This is a genomic window from Paraburkholderia flagellata (genome assembly GCF_021390645.1).
Classification (GTDB): Bacteria; Pseudomonadota; Gammaproteobacteria; order Burkholderiales; family Burkholderiaceae; genus Paraburkholderia; species Paraburkholderia flagellata.
The window spans coordinates 1,821,580-1,840,486 of sequence record NZ_JAJEJT010000001.1 but is presented as its reverse complement, the minus strand read 5'-3'; the positions used below and the strand labels follow the sequence as shown (position 1 = coordinate 1,840,486).

General features: G+C 63.6%; 15 protein-coding genes. 10 read left to right on the top strand and 5 right to left on the bottom strand.

Annotated elements, in window-relative coordinates:
* The first annotated feature begins 70 nt into the window (after positions 1 to 70).
* Together L0U83_RS08125 and L0U83_RS08120 are read left to right on the top strand one after the other, a co-directional pair.
* Positions 71 to 1,660 (top strand): FAD-binding oxidoreductase, encoded by a 1,590-nt coding sequence (locus L0U83_RS08125; RefSeq protein ID WP_233881718.1) that lies wholly within the window; start codon positions 71 to 73, stop codon positions 1,658 to 1,660.
* Positions 1,661 to 1,714: 54 nt separating this feature from the next.
* Positions 1,715 to 2,101 (top strand): hypothetical protein, encoded by a 387-nt coding sequence (locus tag L0U83_RS08120; RefSeq protein WP_233881717.1) that lies wholly within the window; start codon positions 1,715 to 1,717, stop codon positions 2,099 to 2,101.
* A gap of 34 nt (positions 2,102 to 2,135) precedes the next feature.
* Here the strand turns inward: L0U83_RS08120 and L0U83_RS08115 are convergent, their stop codons facing one another.
* The 4 genes from L0U83_RS08115 to L0U83_RS08100 all read right to left on the bottom strand — a co-directional run bounded on the left by L0U83_RS08115 (position 2,136) and on the right by L0U83_RS08100 (position 8,481).
* Positions 2,136 to 3,920, bottom strand: a complete 1,785-nt coding sequence (locus L0U83_RS08115; RefSeq protein WP_373321022.1) for an AMP-binding protein — start codon at positions 3,918 to 3,920, stop codon at positions 2,136 to 2,138.
* 217 nt (positions 3,921 to 4,137) lie between these two features.
* Positions 4,138 to 5,355 (bottom strand): MFS transporter, encoded by a 1,218-nt coding sequence (locus L0U83_RS08110; RefSeq protein WP_233881716.1) that lies wholly within the window; start codon positions 5,353 to 5,355, stop codon positions 4,138 to 4,140.
* A gap of 392 nt (positions 5,356 to 5,747) precedes the next feature.
* The gene (locus tag L0U83_RS08105) at positions 5,748 to 7,157 is read right to left on the bottom strand and encodes a glycosyltransferase family protein (RefSeq protein ID WP_233881715.1); all 1,410 of its coding nucleotides are present in this window, start codon (positions 7,155 to 7,157) and stop codon (positions 5,748 to 5,750) included.
* Positions 7,158 to 7,374: 217 nt separating this feature from the next.
* A complete protein-coding gene (locus L0U83_RS08100; RefSeq protein ID WP_233883793.1) occupies positions 7,375 to 8,481 on the bottom strand; it encodes a porin in 1,107 nt (368 codons plus the stop codon).
* Between the two features lie 366 nt (positions 8,482 to 8,847).
* Between L0U83_RS08100 and L0U83_RS08095 the strand changes: the two genes are divergently transcribed.
* A complete protein-coding gene (locus tag L0U83_RS08095) occupies positions 8,848 to 9,621 on the top strand; it encodes an SDR family oxidoreductase (protein ID WP_233881714.1) in 774 nt (257 codons plus the stop codon).
* Positions 9,622 to 9,702: 81 nt separating this feature from the next.
* On the top strand, positions 9,703 to 11,415 hold the full coding sequence (locus L0U83_RS08090) for a long-chain fatty acid--CoA ligase (RefSeq protein ID WP_233881713.1): 1,713 nt from the start codon (positions 9,703 to 9,705) through the stop codon (positions 11,413 to 11,415).
* A 122-nt stretch (positions 11,416 to 11,537) separates the two neighbouring features.
* Here L0U83_RS08090 and L0U83_RS08085 read toward each other — a convergent pair whose 3' ends face one another.
* Positions 11,538 to 11,900 carry a hypothetical protein gene (locus L0U83_RS08085; protein ID WP_233881712.1) on the bottom strand — a complete coding sequence of 121 codons (363 nt, stop codon included), beginning with the start codon at positions 11,898 to 11,900 and terminating at the stop codon, positions 11,538 to 11,540.
* Between the two features lie 250 nt (positions 11,901 to 12,150).
* Here L0U83_RS08085 and L0U83_RS08080 point away from each other — a divergent pair, with 250 nt between their 5' ends.
* The 6 genes from L0U83_RS08080 to L0U83_RS08055 all read left to right on the top strand — a co-directional run bounded on the left by L0U83_RS08080 (position 12,151) and on the right by L0U83_RS08055 (position 18,901).
* Positions 12,151 to 12,870 carry a GntR family transcriptional regulator gene (locus L0U83_RS08080; protein WP_233881711.1) on the top strand — a complete coding sequence of 240 codons (720 nt, stop codon included), beginning with the start codon at positions 12,151 to 12,153 and terminating at the stop codon, positions 12,868 to 12,870.
* 343 nt (positions 12,871 to 13,213) lie between these two features.
* A complete protein-coding gene (gene oxc / locus L0U83_RS08075) occupies positions 13,214 to 14,962 on the top strand; it encodes an oxalyl-CoA decarboxylase (RefSeq protein ID WP_233881710.1) in 1,749 nt (582 codons plus the stop codon).
* 45 nt (positions 14,963 to 15,007) lie between these two features.
* Complete coding sequence (gene frc / locus L0U83_RS08070) at positions 15,008 to 16,258, top strand: formyl-CoA transferase (protein WP_233881709.1); 1,251 nt, start codon at positions 15,008 to 15,010, stop codon at positions 16,256 to 16,258.
* Positions 16,259 to 16,426: 168 nt separating this feature from the next.
* Positions 16,427 to 16,861 (top strand): PAS domain-containing protein, encoded by a 435-nt coding sequence (locus L0U83_RS08065; RefSeq protein WP_233881708.1) that lies wholly within the window; start codon positions 16,427 to 16,429, stop codon positions 16,859 to 16,861.
* An 18-nt stretch (positions 16,862 to 16,879) separates the two neighbouring features.
* Complete coding sequence (locus L0U83_RS08060) at positions 16,880 to 17,137, top strand: hypothetical protein (protein WP_233881707.1); 258 nt, start codon at positions 16,880 to 16,882, stop codon at positions 17,135 to 17,137.
* Positions 17,138 to 17,335: 198 nt separating this feature from the next.
* A complete protein-coding gene (locus L0U83_RS08055) occupies positions 17,336 to 18,901 on the top strand; it encodes a Re/Si-specific NAD(P)(+) transhydrogenase subunit alpha (protein WP_233881706.1) in 1,566 nt (521 codons plus the stop codon).
* Positions 18,902 to 18,907 lie beyond the last annotated feature (6 nt).

Below are 18,907 nucleotides of genomic sequence, written 5' to 3'. Positions count from 1 at the left end.
GAGGTGATGCTCGTGTGTGTCCTGCCGGATAATGGAGCGTGCCTATGAGCGACGCCAGCGGAGCGGGGCTATGAACGCCGCCGCGCCCACCTTGCCACCCGGCATCGACGAGGCCCGTTTCGTGCGTGCGCTCGCCGCGTTCGAAGGCATCGTCGGGGCGCCGAACATCTGCCGTGGCGGTGCGTCACTCGAGCCGTATTTCGACCCGTTCGTGCCGGTTTCCGATGCTCAGGCCTTCGCACCTTCGGCCGCGATCCTCCCCGCGAATGTCGAAGAGATCCGCGCGATCCTGCGCGTTGCGAACGAAACGCGCGTGCCGCTCTGGACCGTTTCCACGGGACGCAACTTCGCCTATGGCGGCGCCGCACCGCGCCTCGCGGGCTCGGTCGTGCTCGACCTGCAGCGCCTGAACCGCATCCTCGAGGTGGACGAGCGCCTCGCGTGGGCGCGCGTCGAGCCCGGCGTGAGTTATTTCGATCTGCATGCACACCTGCGCGAGCAGCACCTGCGCCTGTGGGTCGATCCGCCCGCAGCGGGCTGGGGCAGCGTGGTCGGCAACACGCTCGAGCGCGGCTTCGGCACGACCGCCTACGGCGACCACGCCGCCTCGCAGTGCGGCATGGAAGTCGTGCTCGCCAACGGCGACGTGGTGCGCACCGGCATGGGCGCGATCGAAAACGGCACGGCGTGGCAACTCTACAGGGCGGGCTACGGACCTTCGTTCGATGCGCTTTTTACGCAGTCGAACTACGGCGTCGTCACGAAGATGGGACTTTGGCTTATGCCTGCGCCACAGGCGTTCGTGATCGGCGAGATCCAGTTTGCGCGCGAGGACGATCTCGGCGTGCTCGTCGATACGCTGCGCGCACTGCAACTCGGCGGCACGATACGCCAGCACGCGGCGATCGAAGGCGCGATCCGGCGTGCCGCGAGCCTCGCGCCGCGCTCACGCTGGTACGAAGGCGAGGGCGCGATGCCCGAGGCCGCCGTCGCCGCGATGCAGCGCGATCTGGGCGTGGGCCGCTGGAATCTGCACTACGCGCTTTATGGCGCGCCCGAAGTCATCGACATCGAGCGGCGCATCGTCGAGCGTGCGTTCGCTGGCGTACCTGGCGTGCGTTTCTCTGCGCGGCGCTATGCCGAAGGCGAAGAACCTCAGGGCGGCGCCGACCGCAATCTCGCCGGCATTCCCGGGATGAGCGCGTTTCGCATGCTCGACTGGCGCGGCGGCGAGGGCGCGCACGTGGACTTCTCGCCGCTATGTCCGGCCGACGGACGCGACGCGCTGCGCCAGTACTCGCTCGTCAAGGCGCGCGCGGCCGAGTACGGCTTCGATTACTACGGCGGTTTCACCGCGGCAGGGCGCTATCTGCATCATGTATTCGCGGCGATCTTTGCGCGCGAGCGCCGTGACGACGCGGCGCGCGCGGGCGACCTGCTTCGCACGCTGATGAGTGACGCGGGCGCGGCCGGGTACGGCGTGTACCGCTCGCATTTGCTTTACATGGATTACGCGGCGGCGCAATACGCGTTTAACGACGGCGCGCTGTTGCGCCTCGCGCAAACGGTGAAGGACGCGCTCGATCCGCAGGGCGTGCTCTCGCCGGGCAAACAGGGCGTCTGGCCCGCGGCGTGGCGTTCACAACGCGGCTATACGTGACCGATTCAGCTCAGGACTGCGTAGCGATCGGCAGGAAGACGCACGGAGGACTCGATGGACAGGCGGGCTTTTCTCTACGATGCGGGTGCTGTGGCGTTAGGCGCGGCATGGCAGACGCATGCGCTCCGGGTTGCGTTGGGCAAACGCGCGCCTCGCGCGAGTGCAGCGCCGAATGCGCCGGATGGCGTGGTGTTCGACCCGGCGATCGCGCGAGGCCGCGTGCTCGCGCGAGAAGCGGCGCAGGCGGGGTGCGTCGCGTGGGCCATAGGCGAGCGTGGCGACGGCGCGGCCGACGACGACATTGGCACGCTGTGGCATGCGCGGATCGCGCGGCGGCTCGAGCCGGGCACGGCCTTGATTGGCGCGTTGCGCCCCTCGGATCGTTTCGTGCTTGAGCGTCTCGCCAACGCGCGTGGAGTGAAGTTTCGCAACGTTGATTAGTTAACCTTATCGCTACCGCTTCAACGTCTCATGTCTAAGGCTTCTTCGCGTTTTTCGCGATTTCCTCATCGCGCAGCTGGCGGCGCAGGATCTTGCCGATCGTCGATTGCGGCAGGGACTCACGGAACTCTACGAGGCGCGGCACCTTGTAGCCCGTGAGCTGCTGGCGGCAGAACTGGATCAGCGCGTCTTCCGTGAGGGTGGGATCGCGCTTCACGATGAACACCTTCACCCGCTCGCCCTGCACCGGATCGGGCACGCCGATCGCAGCCACCTCGCGCACGCCGGGGTGCATCGCCAGCACGTCCTCGATCTCGTTCGGATACACGTTGAATCCCGACACGAGAATCATGTCCTTCTTGCGGTCGACAAGGCGGATATAGCCGCGCGCATCCATCACGCCGACGTCGCCGGTCGTGAGCCATCCATCGGCAAACACCTTTGCCGTTTCGTCGTCGCGATTCCAGTAGCCCTTCATCACTTGTGGACCCTTCACACAGAGCTCGCCGGCTTCGCCGATGCCGGCCCACGTGCCGTCGTCCTTGCGAAATCGCACCTGCGTTGATGGCGCGGGCAGCCCGATCGAGCCTTCCGGATGCCCCTGGCCCGCGTGTGCACGCTCGACATCGACGGGATTCATCGAGACGATTGGCGAGCATTCGGTGAGTCCATAGCCTTCCACGACTGACTTGCCCGTCACGGCCCGGAAGCGGTCGGCGATGGCTTTCTGCATGGCCATGCCGCCCGCCATCGCGAGCTTGAGGCCCGAGAAGTCGCGCTGGCGGAACTCCGCGTTATCGAGCAGCGCGCTATAGAGCGTGTTGACCGCGCTGATGCAACTGAACGTCTCGTGCCGCAGCACCTTCATGACGCGCTTCATGTCGCGCGGATTTGCGATCAGGATGTTGCGACCGCCGAGCGCGAGGAAGATCAGCGCATTGATGGTGAGCGAATAGATGTGATAAAGCGGCAACGGCGTGAGCACTGTCTCGGCGTTGGCGTCGAGTTGGTTGCCGACCCACGCCTTTGCCTGCTGCACGTTCGCGAGCACGTTGCCGTGCGTGAGCATCGCGCCTTTCGCGACACCCGTGGTGCCGCCCGTGTACTGCAGGAACGCGAGATCGTCCGCGTGGGTTGCCACCGGCGCGTGTGGCGCGCGCGCGCCTTGCGCGAGTGCATCGACAAGACGCACTGCCTGCGGCAGGTGGTAGGGCGGCACCATCTTCTTCACGTGGCGCAGCATGAAGTTGACGAAGCGGCCCTTGAGGTTCACGCCTTCGCCCATCAAGTCGCCAAGCGCCGTCACGACGATGCGTTGCACCTGCGTGCCGGGCAGCGCCGCTTCGAGCGTGGCGGCGAAATTCTCGAACACGACGATGGTCTGCGCGCCGCTGTCCTGCAACTGATGCGCAAGCTCGCGCACGGTGTAGAGCGGGTTGACGTTGACGACCACGGCGCCAGCCTTGAGTGCCCCAAAGAGGACGACTGGATACTGCAAGGTGTTGGGCAGCATGATCGCGACACGCTCGCCTCGCTGCACGCCCGCGCCTTGCAGCCAGGACGCGAAAGCCGTGGTCCTGCGGGCGAGCGCGGCGTAGGTCATCGGCGAGCCAGCGCTCACGTAGGCGACGCGCTCGCTAAAGCGCGCCGTGCAATCGTCGAAGAAATGCGTGAGCGAGTCGTACTGGCTTGCGCCAATTTCGTGCGGCACGCCGGGAGGATACGACGCGTACCAGATGCCGTCGGTATTGGGTGGGGCCGCTACGTGCGCGGAAGCTGCCATGGGGCTCGCCGGATCGGGCTGGGGCGTTTCGCTCATAGTGGCTCTCCGGGCGGTATCTCGACCGACTGCAAATTGCAAATGCGTGTGCGCTTTCATCATGCAACGCCACGCGCCGTGCGGCCAGGAGGTCTTACCCGGTGTGCGGGTGCGGGCGCTCGACACGAGTCAACATCAGCAAAAAAGGCCGTGCGGACGAACCCGGCACGGCCTTTCACATGTTGCTGCGGCGCGGCGTTACGGGGCCGCCGGCACGTCAGACGCCCGACACCTCTTTCGCGGTCTGCGTCATGTCGATGCCTCGACGTTCGCGGCTGAACGGGATCAGCACCGCGATCACGATGGCGACCGTGCCGGCGACGATCGCCATGGCCATCGAGTAGTTCTGGTTGTGCGTTTCGGCAAGCGACGCCTGCAGCGTGGCGTTCACCGAAGCGAACAGGTTACCGAGCTGATAGACGAGGCCCGGGAAGGTCGCACGCACTTCGTCAGGCGAAATCTCGTTGAGGTGCACCGGGATCACCCCCCATGCGCCTTGCACCGAAATCTGCATGAGGAACGCGCCGAGCGCGAGCAGCACCGGGCCTTGCGAGAATGCCCACAACGGCAGCACCGGCAGCGCGATCAGCGCGGCGATGAAGATTGCCTTGCGGCGGCCGATTTTTTCGGAAACCTGCCCGAAGAAGAGGCCACCCACGATCGCGCCGATATTGAGCACGATGGTGATGATCGAGACCGTGTGCGGATCGAAGTGATGCTGTTCGCGCAGGAAGGTCGGATACAGATCCTGCGTGCCGTGCGAGAAGAAGTTGAACGCCGTCATCAGCACGATGGCGTAGAGGGAAAGCTTCCAGTTGTGCTTGAGCGTGCTGATGAGGCTCGGACGCGCGCGCTTTTGCATCTCCTTGAAGGCCGGCGACTCGGGCACGTGCATACGCACATAGACCACGAGCAGCGCAGGCAGCACGCCAACGAAGAACATGCCACGCCAGCCGATGTACTGATACAGCACGCCAAACACGATCGAGGCGAGCAGATACCCGCTCGGATAGCCCGCCTGCAGCAGGCCGGAAACGATGCCGCGAGACTTGGGCGGAATGGTTTCCATGGTGAGCGCGGAGCCCACGCCCCATTCGCCGCCCATCGCGACGCCGAAGAGCGCGCGCAGGACGATGAATGTCGCGAGGTTGGGCGAGAAGCCCGTGAGCAATTCGAGCAGGGAGTAGCACGCGATGTTGACCATCAGCGTGGGACGGCGGCCGTATTTATCAGCGAGTCGGCCGAATATCAGCGCGCCGAGCGGGCGCATGGCCAGTGTCAGCGTAATGGCAAAAGCCACTGCCGGGATTTTGGTGTTGAATTCGGTGGCGATGTCTTTCAGAACGAAAACCATCAGAAAGAAATCGAATGCATCGAGCGTCCATCCCAGGTACGCGGCGATCGTGACGTTCTTCTGTTCACGCGTCCAGCTCATGTTGATTCTTCTCCTGTGATACTGGGGCAATGCCATGTCTCCTGTCGATCGCAGTTGGCGCTGTAGCGCATACCGCGATCTCATGCACGTGCCGGCATTGCGTTGTGTGGCTTGGTTGTGTCGCTTGAGGCGGCCCCCCCGTAACGGGCCGCGCGCGAGCAGTGTACGCCCGGCATTAAACATTTGCATGCTTCTCGACTACAACCCGTAGTAATCCCTGGGAAGTTTGTCCATTGACGAAAGCATTTTGTTTTAATCGTAATTTATATGTAATTAATGTGCAGGCAATTAAATGAGCGAGTGAGTGAATAGATGCCGATGGACGAAAGCAAACGAGCGGGCACTTGCCCGCTCGTTTGCTTTGAAAAGTCACGCGATGGTTATCGCGCGGTCTAGCCGCGAAGCAACCAGCCGATGGCGCGCGAGATGACGTCGTGCCATTCGCCCATTTGCGTCTGGCGCAGGACCGTCGCCGCGCTCATCCACGGCGTGCGCGCGCCAGTCTGGCCCCAGCGCCATTCGCCGGTGGGGTTGACGAGCACGGCGGTTGGCTTGCCCACCATTGCGCTCAGATTTGCGGCGACGGCGTCGACGCTCAGCACGGCGTCGAGCTGCTCGATGCATGCAGCCGTGTCGGCAAAGTTCGCGATGCCGGGCGCGTAGTGGCTCATGGCACCTCGGGGCGTGCCGTTCGCCAGCTCGGCTACGGGGTGGTGCAGGCTGACGAACTCGATTTCGCGCGTGAGCGCGGGATGCATAGTAAGGCGCTCGATTTGCGCGAGCGGTACGCTGCGCAAGCTGGCCCAGCAACGCTCCTTGCTGCCGATTTCCGTGGCGTGCTGTTGTGCGCAGTCCCAGAAGAGGCCGACGAGCCGTTTGCCAGGCGCGCGCGCGCGCAGCGTTTGCGACCACGCGGACGCGCGTTCACGCGCTGCTGCGGGCGCACGTAGATAAGCGTCGAAATAGGCTTGGGCGCGCGGCGAATCTTCGGCCGCGAGCAGCGGCAGATGGAGCAGTGTGGCCTGCAGCGTCGGCGCGAATGTCTTGATGGCGTCCAGCGCCTCGGGAGGCAAGGGCGCGCTTACCGCGAGCGGGCGCGCGGTGCCCAGCACGGTGCACCCGGGCAAGGAAGCCTGCACGAGGCCATGTATCGCGTGGTCGCACGTGAGCATGATGTCGGCGCCTGCGTCACGCCACTGGCGCACGGACGCGAACAACAGGAACTGGTCGCCAAAGCCCATCTGGTGCGTCACGAGCACGCGCTCGCCGCGCAGGTCGCGTTGCCCGCTCCACATCGGCGCCTCGGCGTAACGATAGTTGCCGCTGTCGCCACGATTGCGTTCGAGCCAGTGTGTGAACCCGCGCGTGTCGCCGAGACTCAGCAACGCTTCGGCCAGCCACTTGCGCGCCCGTTGCGCGTCTCGTGAGAGGTCTGCCGGATAGTGGCTCAACGCGGTTTCGAGGTGTTCGATGGCGCGCTGCGTTTCGCCGCTCAGGTATAGATCGCGTCCGATTCGCGCTTCGCAGAAAAGCGGGCCCCACGGCAAGGACTGATGCGCGAGCCAGTTGGCGGCCGCCTCGGCGTGGCGCCCGCGCAGGCGCAACGCGCGGCCGCGCGCGTGGACGAACCCACGGTTCTCGGGATCCAGCGCAAGACCTTTGTCGGCCCATGGCAGCATTTGCTCGTCGCGCCGTGCCTGTACCAGCGTTTGACAGATCTGCATGAGCAGGTCGGTATTCTCAGGCGCGCGTGCGTGGGCCTCGAAGGCTTCGAGAAGTTGTTGCTGGGCGGATTGGGACATGGGGCGGGTGGGCGTCGAACGTTTTCTGGGAGACAGAAAAATTCTATCGACGCCATCCTGCAGGGGAATCAGACAAATCTGAGATATCGCGTGGACTGGCGCTGTCGGCGTGCGCTAACGAGAACAGGCGGAGAACAGGCGAAAAAAAGGCGGCGCACCGCTCGAAGCGCTGCGCCGCCGTTGTGCCGGTCATCAGACCCGGTGAAGCGATCCGCGATTAGAAAATGTTGCGGAAGCCGACTGCGACGCCGGTCTGATTGTTGCGACCCGGGAAGTCGGCGGTTGCCGAGCCGGTGCCACGCATGAAGTCGACCGTGCCATACACTTCGGTGCGCTTCGACAGCGAGTATTCGGCCAGCAGCACGGCCGAGTAGCGCACGCCCGTGCTGAGCGTCACGCCGTCTTCATTCAGGCCGTTCTTTGCGTGGTCGTAGTAGTACGCAGCGGTCAGTTGCAGCGGCGAGGTAACCTGCCACGTTGCGCCGGCATAGAGGCCGTTGTCGATGCGGTTGGTTTTCGTCACAGGAGTCGAGAAGTTCGCCGCGGGCGAATTCGCGGCCGCCATGAACAGGTCCACCATGCCCGTGTTGTCCTGGCCCCACAGCCAGCCGCCGTACAGGTGAACCGGACCGATCGCATAGACCGCGCCGAGATTGGCCACGCGGTACTTGTTGTTGTGCAGGTCGCTATTCTGCTGGTAGCCCGCGAGCAGCGAGACCGGACCTGCCGCATAAGTGGCCGTGAAGCCGTACATGTTGCTCGCGCCGACGCTGCCCGCCACGCCGCCGAAGCTGTACATGCCTTCGACCTCGAGGCCGCCGAATTTGCCGTCGTACTTGACTGAGTTGTTCTCACGCAGACCGTAGCCGAGTGCGCCCGGCAGCCAGCCGTCCTGGTCGAAGTTGCCGACGGTCAGCGGGTCGAAGGTGTTACCCAACTGATCGAACAGCGGCGTGTTCTGACGGCCCATCGTGACCGTGCCGTACTTGTCGCTCGATATCCCGACGTACGCCATCCGGTTGAACAAGGTATTCGAGTTCGCCAGTTGGCCGTTCCAGAGATTGAAACCGTTTTCGAGGCGGAAGACGGCTGACAGACCGCCGCCCAGATCCTCGGTGCCTTTCAGGCCCCAGCGGCTGCCGGTGATCGGACCTTGCGTCATCTGCACTTCGCTATCGTTGTTCGCGTTAGCGTTTGTGAGGTAACGGATGCTGGTGTCGACGATGCCGTACAGCGTGACCGAGCTTTGCGCGAAGCTGTGCTGGCAAGCCAGAGCGAGTGCAAGGCCGCCGATGGCCGATGCGATCTGGGTGTGTCTCACGATGTGATCCTTTTTCTTCTGCTGCGTGTTGTAAGTTCATCGGACCGCCGGGGTGCCGGGGCCGTATTTCTTGTATGCCGAGCCAGTGGGTGCTGGCCGGAGGCGGATGATAGACGCTTGATAAAGGCCTGAAAATGCTGGCTGTCGCGCGATAGCAACGGTTGCGCGTGCAAGCATCAGCCGGCGCGATTCGTTTTGAGACGACCCAACCCACATACGGCCGGCCGCAAAAACACAGATGTTATTTAATGAACGGTCGTGCTTTTCCCTATATTCGAGGCAGGAGGGCGCCGCTAGAATCGTTGGCATCTCATCGCGTTCCGCAATGCGGAACTTCGGCCGGTCGACAGACATCAAGGAGACGAAAGCATGCGGGTCAGGGAAATGTTCGAGCTGGGTGGTCAGGTCGCACTCATCACCGGCGGCTCGCGCGGGCTGGGTTTGCAGATGGCGCAGGCGCTAGGCGAGATGGGCTGCCATGTGGTGATCACGGCGCGCAAGGCCGAGGAACTCGGAGAGGCGGCGAGCCATCTGCAGGCACTCGGCATCAAGGTGACCACGATCGTGAGCGATCTGCAGCGCGCCGAGGCCGTGAAGCCGCTCGTGGACGAGACGTTGGCGGCCTGCGGCCAGATCGACATTCTCGTGAACAATGCGGGCGCCACGTGGGGCGCCCCCGCGGAGGACTATCCCGACGAGGCGTGGCACAAGGTCATGAACCTGAACGTGAACGCGCCGTTCTTCCTCGCGCGTGAAGTGGGCAAGCGCAGCATGATCCCGCGCCAGCGTGGCAAGATCATCAACGTGGCTTCGATTGCCGGCCTGAAGGGCTCGCTTGGGTCCATGCAGACCATTGCGTACAACACCTCGAAGGCAGCGGCCATCAATTTCACGCGTGCGCTGGCTGCCGAATGGGGCAAGTACAACATCAATGTGAATGCGATCTGCCCGGGCTTCTTTCCCTCGAAGATGTCGGCCGGCCTGCTCGACAAGCTGGGGCAGGTGGTGATCGACCATACGCCGCTGCACCGTCTCGGCGACGACGACGATCTCAAGGGCGCCGTGGTGTTTCTCGCGAGCCAGGCGTCGCGGCATATGACGGGACAGTATCTCGCCGTCGATGGCGGCGCGAGCATCGTCTGATTTCGCATGGTACGTGGCGCCAGCCCGCTGCGAGCGGCTGGCCGCCGCGTTCTTCAAAAGTCTTGCCCGACGGAGCTTGCCATGTCCACGTCTGCCCCGACGCTTTCCGTAAATTCACCGCCTTCGCCTTCGCCGCATTGGCCCGCACAACTTTCGCCGCATCTGAGCATTCCGCAGACGAACCTCTTCTATAACGCAGAGGTCTCTGCGGCGCGCTATCCCGACAAACCGTTCATCGTCTTCTACGACACGCCCGTCACGTTCGCGCAGTTCAAGGACGAGGCCGAGCGCGTGGCCGGCTATCTGCAGCAGGAGTGCGGCGTGCAGGCCGGCGACCGGGTGCTGCTCTACATGCAGAACAGCCCGCAGTGGATCATCGCTTACTACGGCATCCTGCGCGCGAACGCCGTGGTCGTGCCGGTCAACCCGATGAACCTCACCGACGAGCTCGCGCATTACGTGGAAGACAGCGGCGCGACGACGGCTTTCGTCGCGCAGGATCTCTACGCGCGTATTGCGCCGCTCGTGCAGGAAGGCGAGGGTGAAGGTCTGAAGCATCTGCTCGTAGCAACGTATAGCGACTATCTGAAGCGCGAGCCGTTTTCGCCGCCGCCCGAATTCGTGAGCGCGCCGCGCTCCGCGAGTGGTCCGGGCGTCGCGCGTTGGGTCGACGTGCTCGAGGCGCATTGCGTGCCCGGAGCGCTCACCGCCGGTCCCGACGACCTTTGCGTGATGCCGTACACCTCGGGCACCACGGGCAAGCCCAAAGGCTGCATGCACACGCATCGCAGCGTAATGGCGACGGCCGTGGGCGGTTGCAACTGGTTCGGCAGTAATCAGGATGCCGTACAACTTTCCGTGTTGCCGCTCTTTCACGTAACAGGCATGCAGGGCGGCATGAACAGCCCGATCTACAACGGCTCGACCGTGGTGTTGCTGCCGCGCTGGGATCGCGACGCCGCGGCGCGTGCGATCGAGCACTATCGAATCAACGGCTGGCAGGCGATCTCGACGATGGTGGTGGACTTCATCTCGAACCCGCGCATTCACGAGTATGACCTGTCGAGCCTCGCCTGGATGCGCGGCGGCGGCGCGACGATGCCCGACGCGGTGGTGAAGAAGCTCAAGGATCTGACCGGGCTCGACTTCGTCGAAGGCTACGGCATGTCGGAAACCATGGCGGGGACCCATATCAATCCGCCGCAGCGTCCCAAGCCGCAGTGTCTCGGCATTCCGGTTTTCGACGTCGACTCGCGTGTGGTCGATCCGATCACGCTGGAGGAAGTGCCGCCCGGCGAATCGGGCGAACTGATCATGCATGCGCCGCAGGTGATGCAGGGCTACTGGCGCAACCCCAAGGCGACGAGCGAAGCGTTCATCGAACGCGACGGCAAGCGCTTCCTGCGCACAGGCGATCTCGTGCGGCGCGACGAGGAAGGCTATTACTTCATGACCGACCGCCTCAAACGCATGATTAACGCGTCGGGCTACAAGGTCTGGCCGGCCGAGGTCGAAGCGCTGATGTACCGGCACCCGGCCATCAATGAGGTGTGCATCATCGGTACGCAGGACGCGCGCCGCGGCGAGACCGTGAAGGCTGTCGTCGTACTCGATCCGAAGCAGGTCGGCAGCGTGAACGAAGACGACATCATCGCCTGGGCGCACGACAACATGGCGGCGTACAAAGCGCCGCGCATCGTGCAGTTCGTCGACGCGCTGCCGAAATCGGGCAGTGGCAAGATACTGTGGCGCAAGCTGCAGGAAGAAGAGGCCGAGGCCCGGAGCAACGGCTGAGCGCGGAGGCCTGCACAGTTCTCCTTAGTTGTCCTGCAATATCGAACCCGTCTGGATAGCGCGGTAGTGCGCTATCCAGACGGGTTTCGTCTTTATCGGGCCCGCGCTTTCGTGCGTGCGCGTCACGCGCCTGCTAGCGCGGGCAAACCGCCTTCGCGCCAATCCTGCTCCATGGCGGCGGCACTGCCCCATTCCTGTGAACCGCGTGGAACGGGCGCGGCCAGCGGCCATTCGCCCGGCGCCTGCGCGTTCTTGCGGGCAAGAATCGCCTCGCACAGAAACTCCATGCTGTACGCCTTCAGCAGATGCGGGTGATTCGTGTCGATATAAGCGGCGACGCGCGCATGTTCACCGGCGATCGAGGCGAGCGAGTAGAGCGTGCGCGCATCCCAGCGAAAGCGCAGGCCTAGTTCGGCAAATGCCGTATTGAACGCGCACAGTTGCGCTTCCAGTTGATGATCGTGGCGGGTGTCCAGGTGGCTCATGGCTGTCTCCTCATGTCGAGTAACCGTGAAGCAAGAGTAGAAGCGCCAATGAATAAACGATAGTTAAAGTTTTTTTAGAGAAATATAAGCAAAGATGTATGGATTGCGGGTAAGCCCGCGAATCGTAAGAGATGCGCGCCAGTTACGCGTAAACCCCGCTTAGCTGCGAGTGCAATGCTGATATATTGTATTGGAAATATGAAATTCCCCAGCAGCGCCGGCTAAACAGAACGTTGGAGACAAACGACCGATGTCCGCCGAAAGAGAATACGTCACCGGTATGCCCCCGGTCACCTTGACGCTGGAGCCGATCAACGCGACCGCTTCGCTGCGCGATCAGGCCTACGCGAAGCTCAAGCAGGCCATTGCCGAAACCGACATCTACCGCTCGCGAGACGAGATCCGTCTAGATGAGAAGGAATTGACCGAGAAGCTGGGCGTGAGCCGTACGCCCGTGCGCGAAGCGATGACGCTGCTGGAGCAGGAGGGCTTTCTACGCACGGTGCCCCGGCGCGGTGTTTACATCTTGCGCAAGACGCGCAAGGAGATCGTGGAGATGATCTATATGTGGGCCGCGCTAGAAAGCATCGCCGCGCGCCTCGCCACCCAGCGCGCTTCGGACGACGACATTGCAGGCCTGCGGCGCATGTTCGCGACCTTCGGCGATTCGACGCCCTCGGACCATATCGAGGAGTACTCGGAGGCGAACATCATGTTCCACCAGTCGCTGGTGGAGCTTTCGAAGGCGCCCATCATCGTCGACACCATCAAGAACATCTTCATGCATGTGCGCGCGATCCGGCGCATGACGATCGCACAGAGCGACCGTGCGTCGCGCTCGATCGTGGAGCACATGCGCATCATCGAGGCGCTCGAGGCGCGCGACACCGAACGCGTCGAGCAGCTCGTGCGGCAGCACTCGATAGAACTCGCGCTGTTCGTGGAAGCCAACTGCGATTTTTTGGACTGAAGCGTTGCGGCGCGCCCGTCGAGCTGTCGATTCATATCGGCTCGACGCATGAGTAAGAGGCATCGATACGCTGATCGTCTGAATGAGCGCAGCGATGCTGAAAGAAAAGTATGGAGTACGTAACAAATTTGTTGGGACGTTTGGGGCGATTGAAGGGACTTGCCCATGGTGTGCCGCATCAAAGCCTGCCGTTCGGCGAGCGATCGCACAAGACGGCATCGAGAGAGCGCGGCGCGATGCAGTGCAGCAAACGCAGCATCGGTAAAAAAACGTCTTGACTAATATTGTGTGTGGAATATTGTATATCACGAATCACACTACGCCCCGCCAAAGAGGAGACGTCATGGCAGAAGCAGGCATCAACGAGGCACAGCAGAACCCTGTGCCGGACGCGCAGCAAACGACTGATGGTTTTCATCTCGTCATCGACGCGCTGAAACTCAACGATATCGACACGATCTTCGGTCTCGTCGGTATTCCGATTACCGATCTCGCCCGTCTCGCGCAGGCCGAGGGCATGCGCTTCATCGGCTTCCGGCACGAGCAGAACGCCGGCAACGCCGCAGCCGTGGCCGGCTACATGACGAAGAAGCCGGGCATTTGCCTGACCGTTTCCGCGCCGGGCTTCCTGAATGGCCTGACCGCTCTGGCCAACGCGACCACGAACTGCTTCCCGATGATCCTCATCAGCGGTTCGAGCGAGCGCGAAATCGTCGACCTGCAGCAGGGCGACTACGAAGAGATGGATCAGCTCAACGCCGCGAAGCCTTATGCCAAGGCTGCGTATCGTGTGCTGCACGCGGAGGACATCGGCGTCGGCGTGGCGCGTGCGATTCGCGCTGCGGTCTCGGGCCGCCCCGGCGGCGTGTATCTCGACCTGCCGGCCAAGCTGCTCGCGCAGACCATTGACGCCGTGAAGGGCCAGCAGTCGCTCATCAAGGTGGTCGATGCAGCGCCGCGTCAGATTCCCGCACCGGATGCGGTGCAGCGCGCTCTCGACGTGATCAGGAATGCGAAGCGTCCGCTGATCCTGCTCGGCAAGGGCGCCGCCTACGCCCAGGCCGACGCGCAGATCCGCGCACTGGTCGAAAAGAGCGGCATTCCGTATCTGCCGATGTCGATGGCCAAGGGTTTGCTGCCCGACACGCACGAGCAATCGGCATCGGCTGCGCGCTCGTTCGTGCTGGCCGAGGCGGACGCCGTGGTGCTGATCGGCGCGCGCCTGAACTGGCTGCTCTCGCATGGCAAGGGCAAGACCTGGGGCGCGGCAGCCGGACCGAAAAAGTTCGTGCAGATCGATATTGCGCCCACTGAAATTGATAGCAACGTCGCCATCGAAGCGCCCGTGATCGGCGACATCGGTTCATGCGTTGAAGCGCTCGTCGCAGGCCTCGGCGACGACTTCCCGAAGCCGCCGGCAGAGTGGCTCGACGCCGTGGCCGAACGCAAGAACAAGAACCTCGAGAAGATGGCCGCGACGCTCGCGAAGAATCCGTCGCCGATGAACTTCCACAGCGCGCTGCGCGCCATCCGCGACGTGCTCAAGAGCCGCCCCGACATCAACGTGGTCAATGAAGGCGCGAACACGCTCGACTACGCGCGCAGCATCATCGACATGTATCAGCCGCGCAAGCGCTTCGACTCGGGCACGTGGGGGATCATGGGCATCGGCATGGGCTTCGCGATCGGCGCGGCCGTGACGAGCGGCACCCAGGTCGTGGCGATCGAAGGTGACAGCGCGTTCGGCTTCTCGGGCATGGAGCTCGAAACGATCTGCCGTTACAACCTGCCGGTCTGCACCATCGTGTTCAACAACAACGGCGTGTATCGCGGCACGGACGTCAACCCGAGCGGCGGCTGCGACGTCGCGCCCACGGTGTTCGTGAAGAACGCACGCTACGACAAGATGATCGAGGCCTTCGGCGGCATCGGCCATCAGGCGACGACGCCCGAAGAACTCACGAGCGCGCTGCTCGAAGCGATCGCATCGGGCAAGCCCACGTTGATCAACGCAGTCATCGACGAATCGGCCGGGACAGAAAGCGGCCGTCTCACGAATCTGAATCCGCAAAGCGCGGCCATGAAGAAATAAGCCCCCATCGATCAGAGAGATCAGGTAGACCAGGAGATACGAGAAATGAGCAAACCCCTCGACGGTATCAAGATCATCGACTTCACGCACGTACAGGCCGGCCCCGCCTGCACGCAGCTGCTCGCATGGTTCGGCGCGGACGTGATCAAGGTCGAGCGCCCCGGCGCCGGCGATGTGACGCGCTCGCAACTGCGCGACATTCCCGAAGTCGATGCGCTGTACTTCACCATGCTCAACAGCAACAAGCGCTCGCTCACGCTCGACACGAAGAAGGCCGAAGGCAAGGAAGTGCTGGAAAAGCTGATTCGCGAGTCGGACGTGATGGTCGAAAACTTCGGCCCCGGTGCGCTCGATCGCATGGGCTTCACGTGGGAGCGCATCAAGGAACTCAACCCGAAGATGATCGTCGCTTCGGTGAAGGGTTTCAGCGAAGGCCACCACTACGACGACCTCAAGGTCTATGAGAACGTCGCGCAGTGCGCGGGCGGCGCGGCTTCGACCACGGGCTTCTGGGACGGCCCGCCCACGGTCAGCGCGGCGGCGCTCGGCGACAGCAACACGGGCATGCACCTCGCCATCGGCATTCTCACGGCGCTGATCGGCCGCGACAAAACGGGTAAGGGCCAGAAGGTGGCCGTGTCGATGCAGGACAGCGTGGTCAACCTGTGCCGCGTGAAACTGCGTGACCAGCAGCGTCTGGACCGCGTGGGCTTCCTCGAGGAATACCCGCAGTACCCGCACGGCTCCTTCAGCGACGTGGTGCCGCGCGGCGGCAATGCGGGCGGCGGCGGCCAGCCAGGCTGGGTGCTCAAGTGCAAGGGCTGGGAGACGGACCCGAACGCGTATATCTACTTCACGGTGCAGGGCCACGCGTGGGAGCCGATCTGCCACGCGCTGGGCAAACCCGAATGGATCAACGACCCGAACTACGCTACGGCGCAGGCGCGTCAGCCGCACATCTTCGATATCTTCGCGACGATCGAAGCGTGGCTCGCCGACAAGACCAAGTTCGAAGCTGTCGACATCCTGCGCAAGTTCGACATTCCGTGCGCGCCGGTGCTCAGCATGAAGGAAATCGCTAATGACCCGTCGCTGCGCGCGAGCGGTACTATCGTCGAAGTGCCGCACAAGGAGCGTGGCGCGTACCTCACGGTCGGCAGCCCGATCAAGTTCTCGGATCTGAAGCCAGAGATCACGGGTTCGCCGCTGCTCGGCGAGCACACCGACGAGGTGCTCGCCGACCTCGGCTACTCGGCGCAGCAGATCGCGGCGCTGCACGAGGTGCGCGCGGTCTGAGGTCCGCTTTGAGTTCCAAAAGCTGAACGCAGCACGTAGCAAACGGGCGCGGCCAACGCCGCACCCGCGCAACATCGCAATACCAGACTGGCAGACAGGACGCCGCGCGGCATGTGCAATGCGTGCCGCGCGACGACGATAAACGACTCACCCCACATAGTCATCGCCATGCAACCCGCCATCGATTTCGAGCAGCTCGCAAACGCCATTGGGGACGCCATCGTCATCTCGGACGCAGCCGGCGACATCACATACTGGAATCCGGCGGCCACGCGCATGTTTGGCTATACGCAGGCAGAAGCACTCGGCAAGACGCTCGACTTGATCATTCCCGAGCGGCTGCGCGGGCGCCACTGGGAGGGCTATCACAAGACGATGGCGACCGGCCAGACGCGCTACGGCAACGACGTGCTGCGCGTGCCGGCCGTGGACAAGGCGGGCAAGGCGCTTTCCATTTCCTTCACCGTAGCGCTGCTGCACGCGCCGCAGGGCGAACTCAACGGTATCGTCGCCGTGATTCGCGACGAAACGGCGCGCTTCCAGGAAGAGCGTGCGCTCAAGAAACGCATCACCGAACTCGAAGCACAGGCACAGCAATCCTGAAACCTCGGGAGCTTTTCGATGCACACCGAAAGACTCGGACATTTCGAGGTCGAACTATCGGCCCGTCAAATGATCCACAACGGCGGCTGGGCTGCATTCGCCGCGATCCACGCGGTCGAGGCCGCTGCAGACGAACCGGCGGCCGCTGTTTTCCCCCGTCAATGGGTGGTCGACGAAACCGTATTCGAGAGCGAGGCCGCTGCCATTGCCGCTGCACGCGAGGCGGCGCTCGCTTTTCTCCGGAGCGGCAATCCGCCCAGCCTGGGCGTGTCATAGGGCAGAGCCCTCATCGAGCCGCGGCACACAAAGTATTCCAACATGACGCCGGAGTAAGTGCTAAAGCACTAACTCCGGCCGACACAGGAGACGTTTCATGAAGTCGTGGCTACGCTTTCGGCGCGCCAGATGCATTGGCGCGCCGCCGATTCCGTTTGTTTTCGCCGCAGCGTTCTCTGTGAAGCACGGAGGCGCATCATGGCGATGACGATTGCGGTCCCCCGCGAGACATATGAAGGCGAGCGACGCGTAGCGGCGACGCCGGAAAGTGTGGCACAGCTAATCAAACTGGGTTATGCCGTAGAGGTCGAAACAGGGGCGGGTTTGAACGCGTCCTACCCGGACGACGCCTACCGCGCAGCCGGCGCGCGCGTCGTGGACGACGCGCAAGCGCTCTTGAGCGGCGCGGATATCGTCATCAAGGTGCGTCCGCCTTCGAACGAGGAGGTGCAGCGTCTCAAGCCAGGCGCGACGCTGATCGGCTTCATCTGGCCCGCGCAAAACGCGGCGCTGCTCGAGCAGCTGGCGGCGCGCGGGGTAACGGTGCTCGCAATGGATTGCGTGCCACGCATCTCGCGCGCGCAGAAGCTCGACGCGTTGAGCTCGATGGCTAACATGGCCGGCTATCGCGCGGTGGTCGAGGCGGCGCAGCACTTCGGCCGCGTTTTCACGGGGCAGATCACGGCGGCCGGCAAAATGCCGCCCGCCAAGGTGCTCGTGATCGGCGCGGGCGTGGCCGGGCTGGCCGCGATTGGCGCCGCGCGCGGTCTTGGCGCGATCGTGCGCGCGTTCGATACGCGTCCCGAAGTCGGCCAGCAGGTCGAGAGCATGGGAGCGGAATTCCTGAGCATCGACATCGAGGAGGAGGGCGGCGGCTCAGGCGGGTACGCGAAGCAGATGAGCGCGAAGTTCATCGAAGCGGAGATGGCGCTTTTCGAGGCCCAGGCGCGCGAGGTCGACATCATCATCACGACGGCGCTCATTCCGGGCAAACCGGCGCCGCGCCTCATCGATGCGAAGACGGTGGCGTGCATGCGCGCGGGCAGTGTGATCGTCGACATGGCGGCCGAGCAGGGCGGCAACTGCGAACTCACGCGCCCAGGTGAAGTCGTAAATGCGAACGGCGTGACCGTGATCGGCTACACGGATCTGCCAAGCCGCATGGCGAACCAGTCGAGTCAGCTCTACGCGACCAACATCCGGCATCTGCTGACCGATCTCACGCCCGCGAAAAACGGCGAACTCGAACTCGACATGGACGACGTCGTGCAGCGCGGCACCACCGTCATGCAGCGCGGCCAGGTGTGCTGGCCGCCGCCGCCGGTGCAGGTCAGTGCCACGCCGCAAGCGGCTGCGCAGGCGAAGCCCGCCTTGGTTGGCGCTAAAGCGAACGAAGAAACCGCGCAAGCCGCTCACCGCAATGGCGTCTGGTCGCTCGCGGCGCTCGTCGCCGCCGCGTTGCTGCTGCTCGCGCTCGGCGCGGTGGCGCCGCCGGCGTTCGTCGCACACTTCACGGTGTTCGTCCTGGCGGTGTTCGTTGGCTATCAGGTGGTCTGGAACGTCACCCCCTCGCTGCACACGCCGCTCATGAGCGTGACGAATGCGATCAGCGGGATCATCGTGATCGGCGCATTGCTGCATCCGGGCAACGCCAGCACGATCGTGACCGTGCTGGCGGGCATTGCGCTCGTCGTGGCGACCATCAACATCGCGGGCGGCTTTCTCGTCACCCAGCGCATGTTGAAGATGTTCCAACGGACCTGAGGAGAC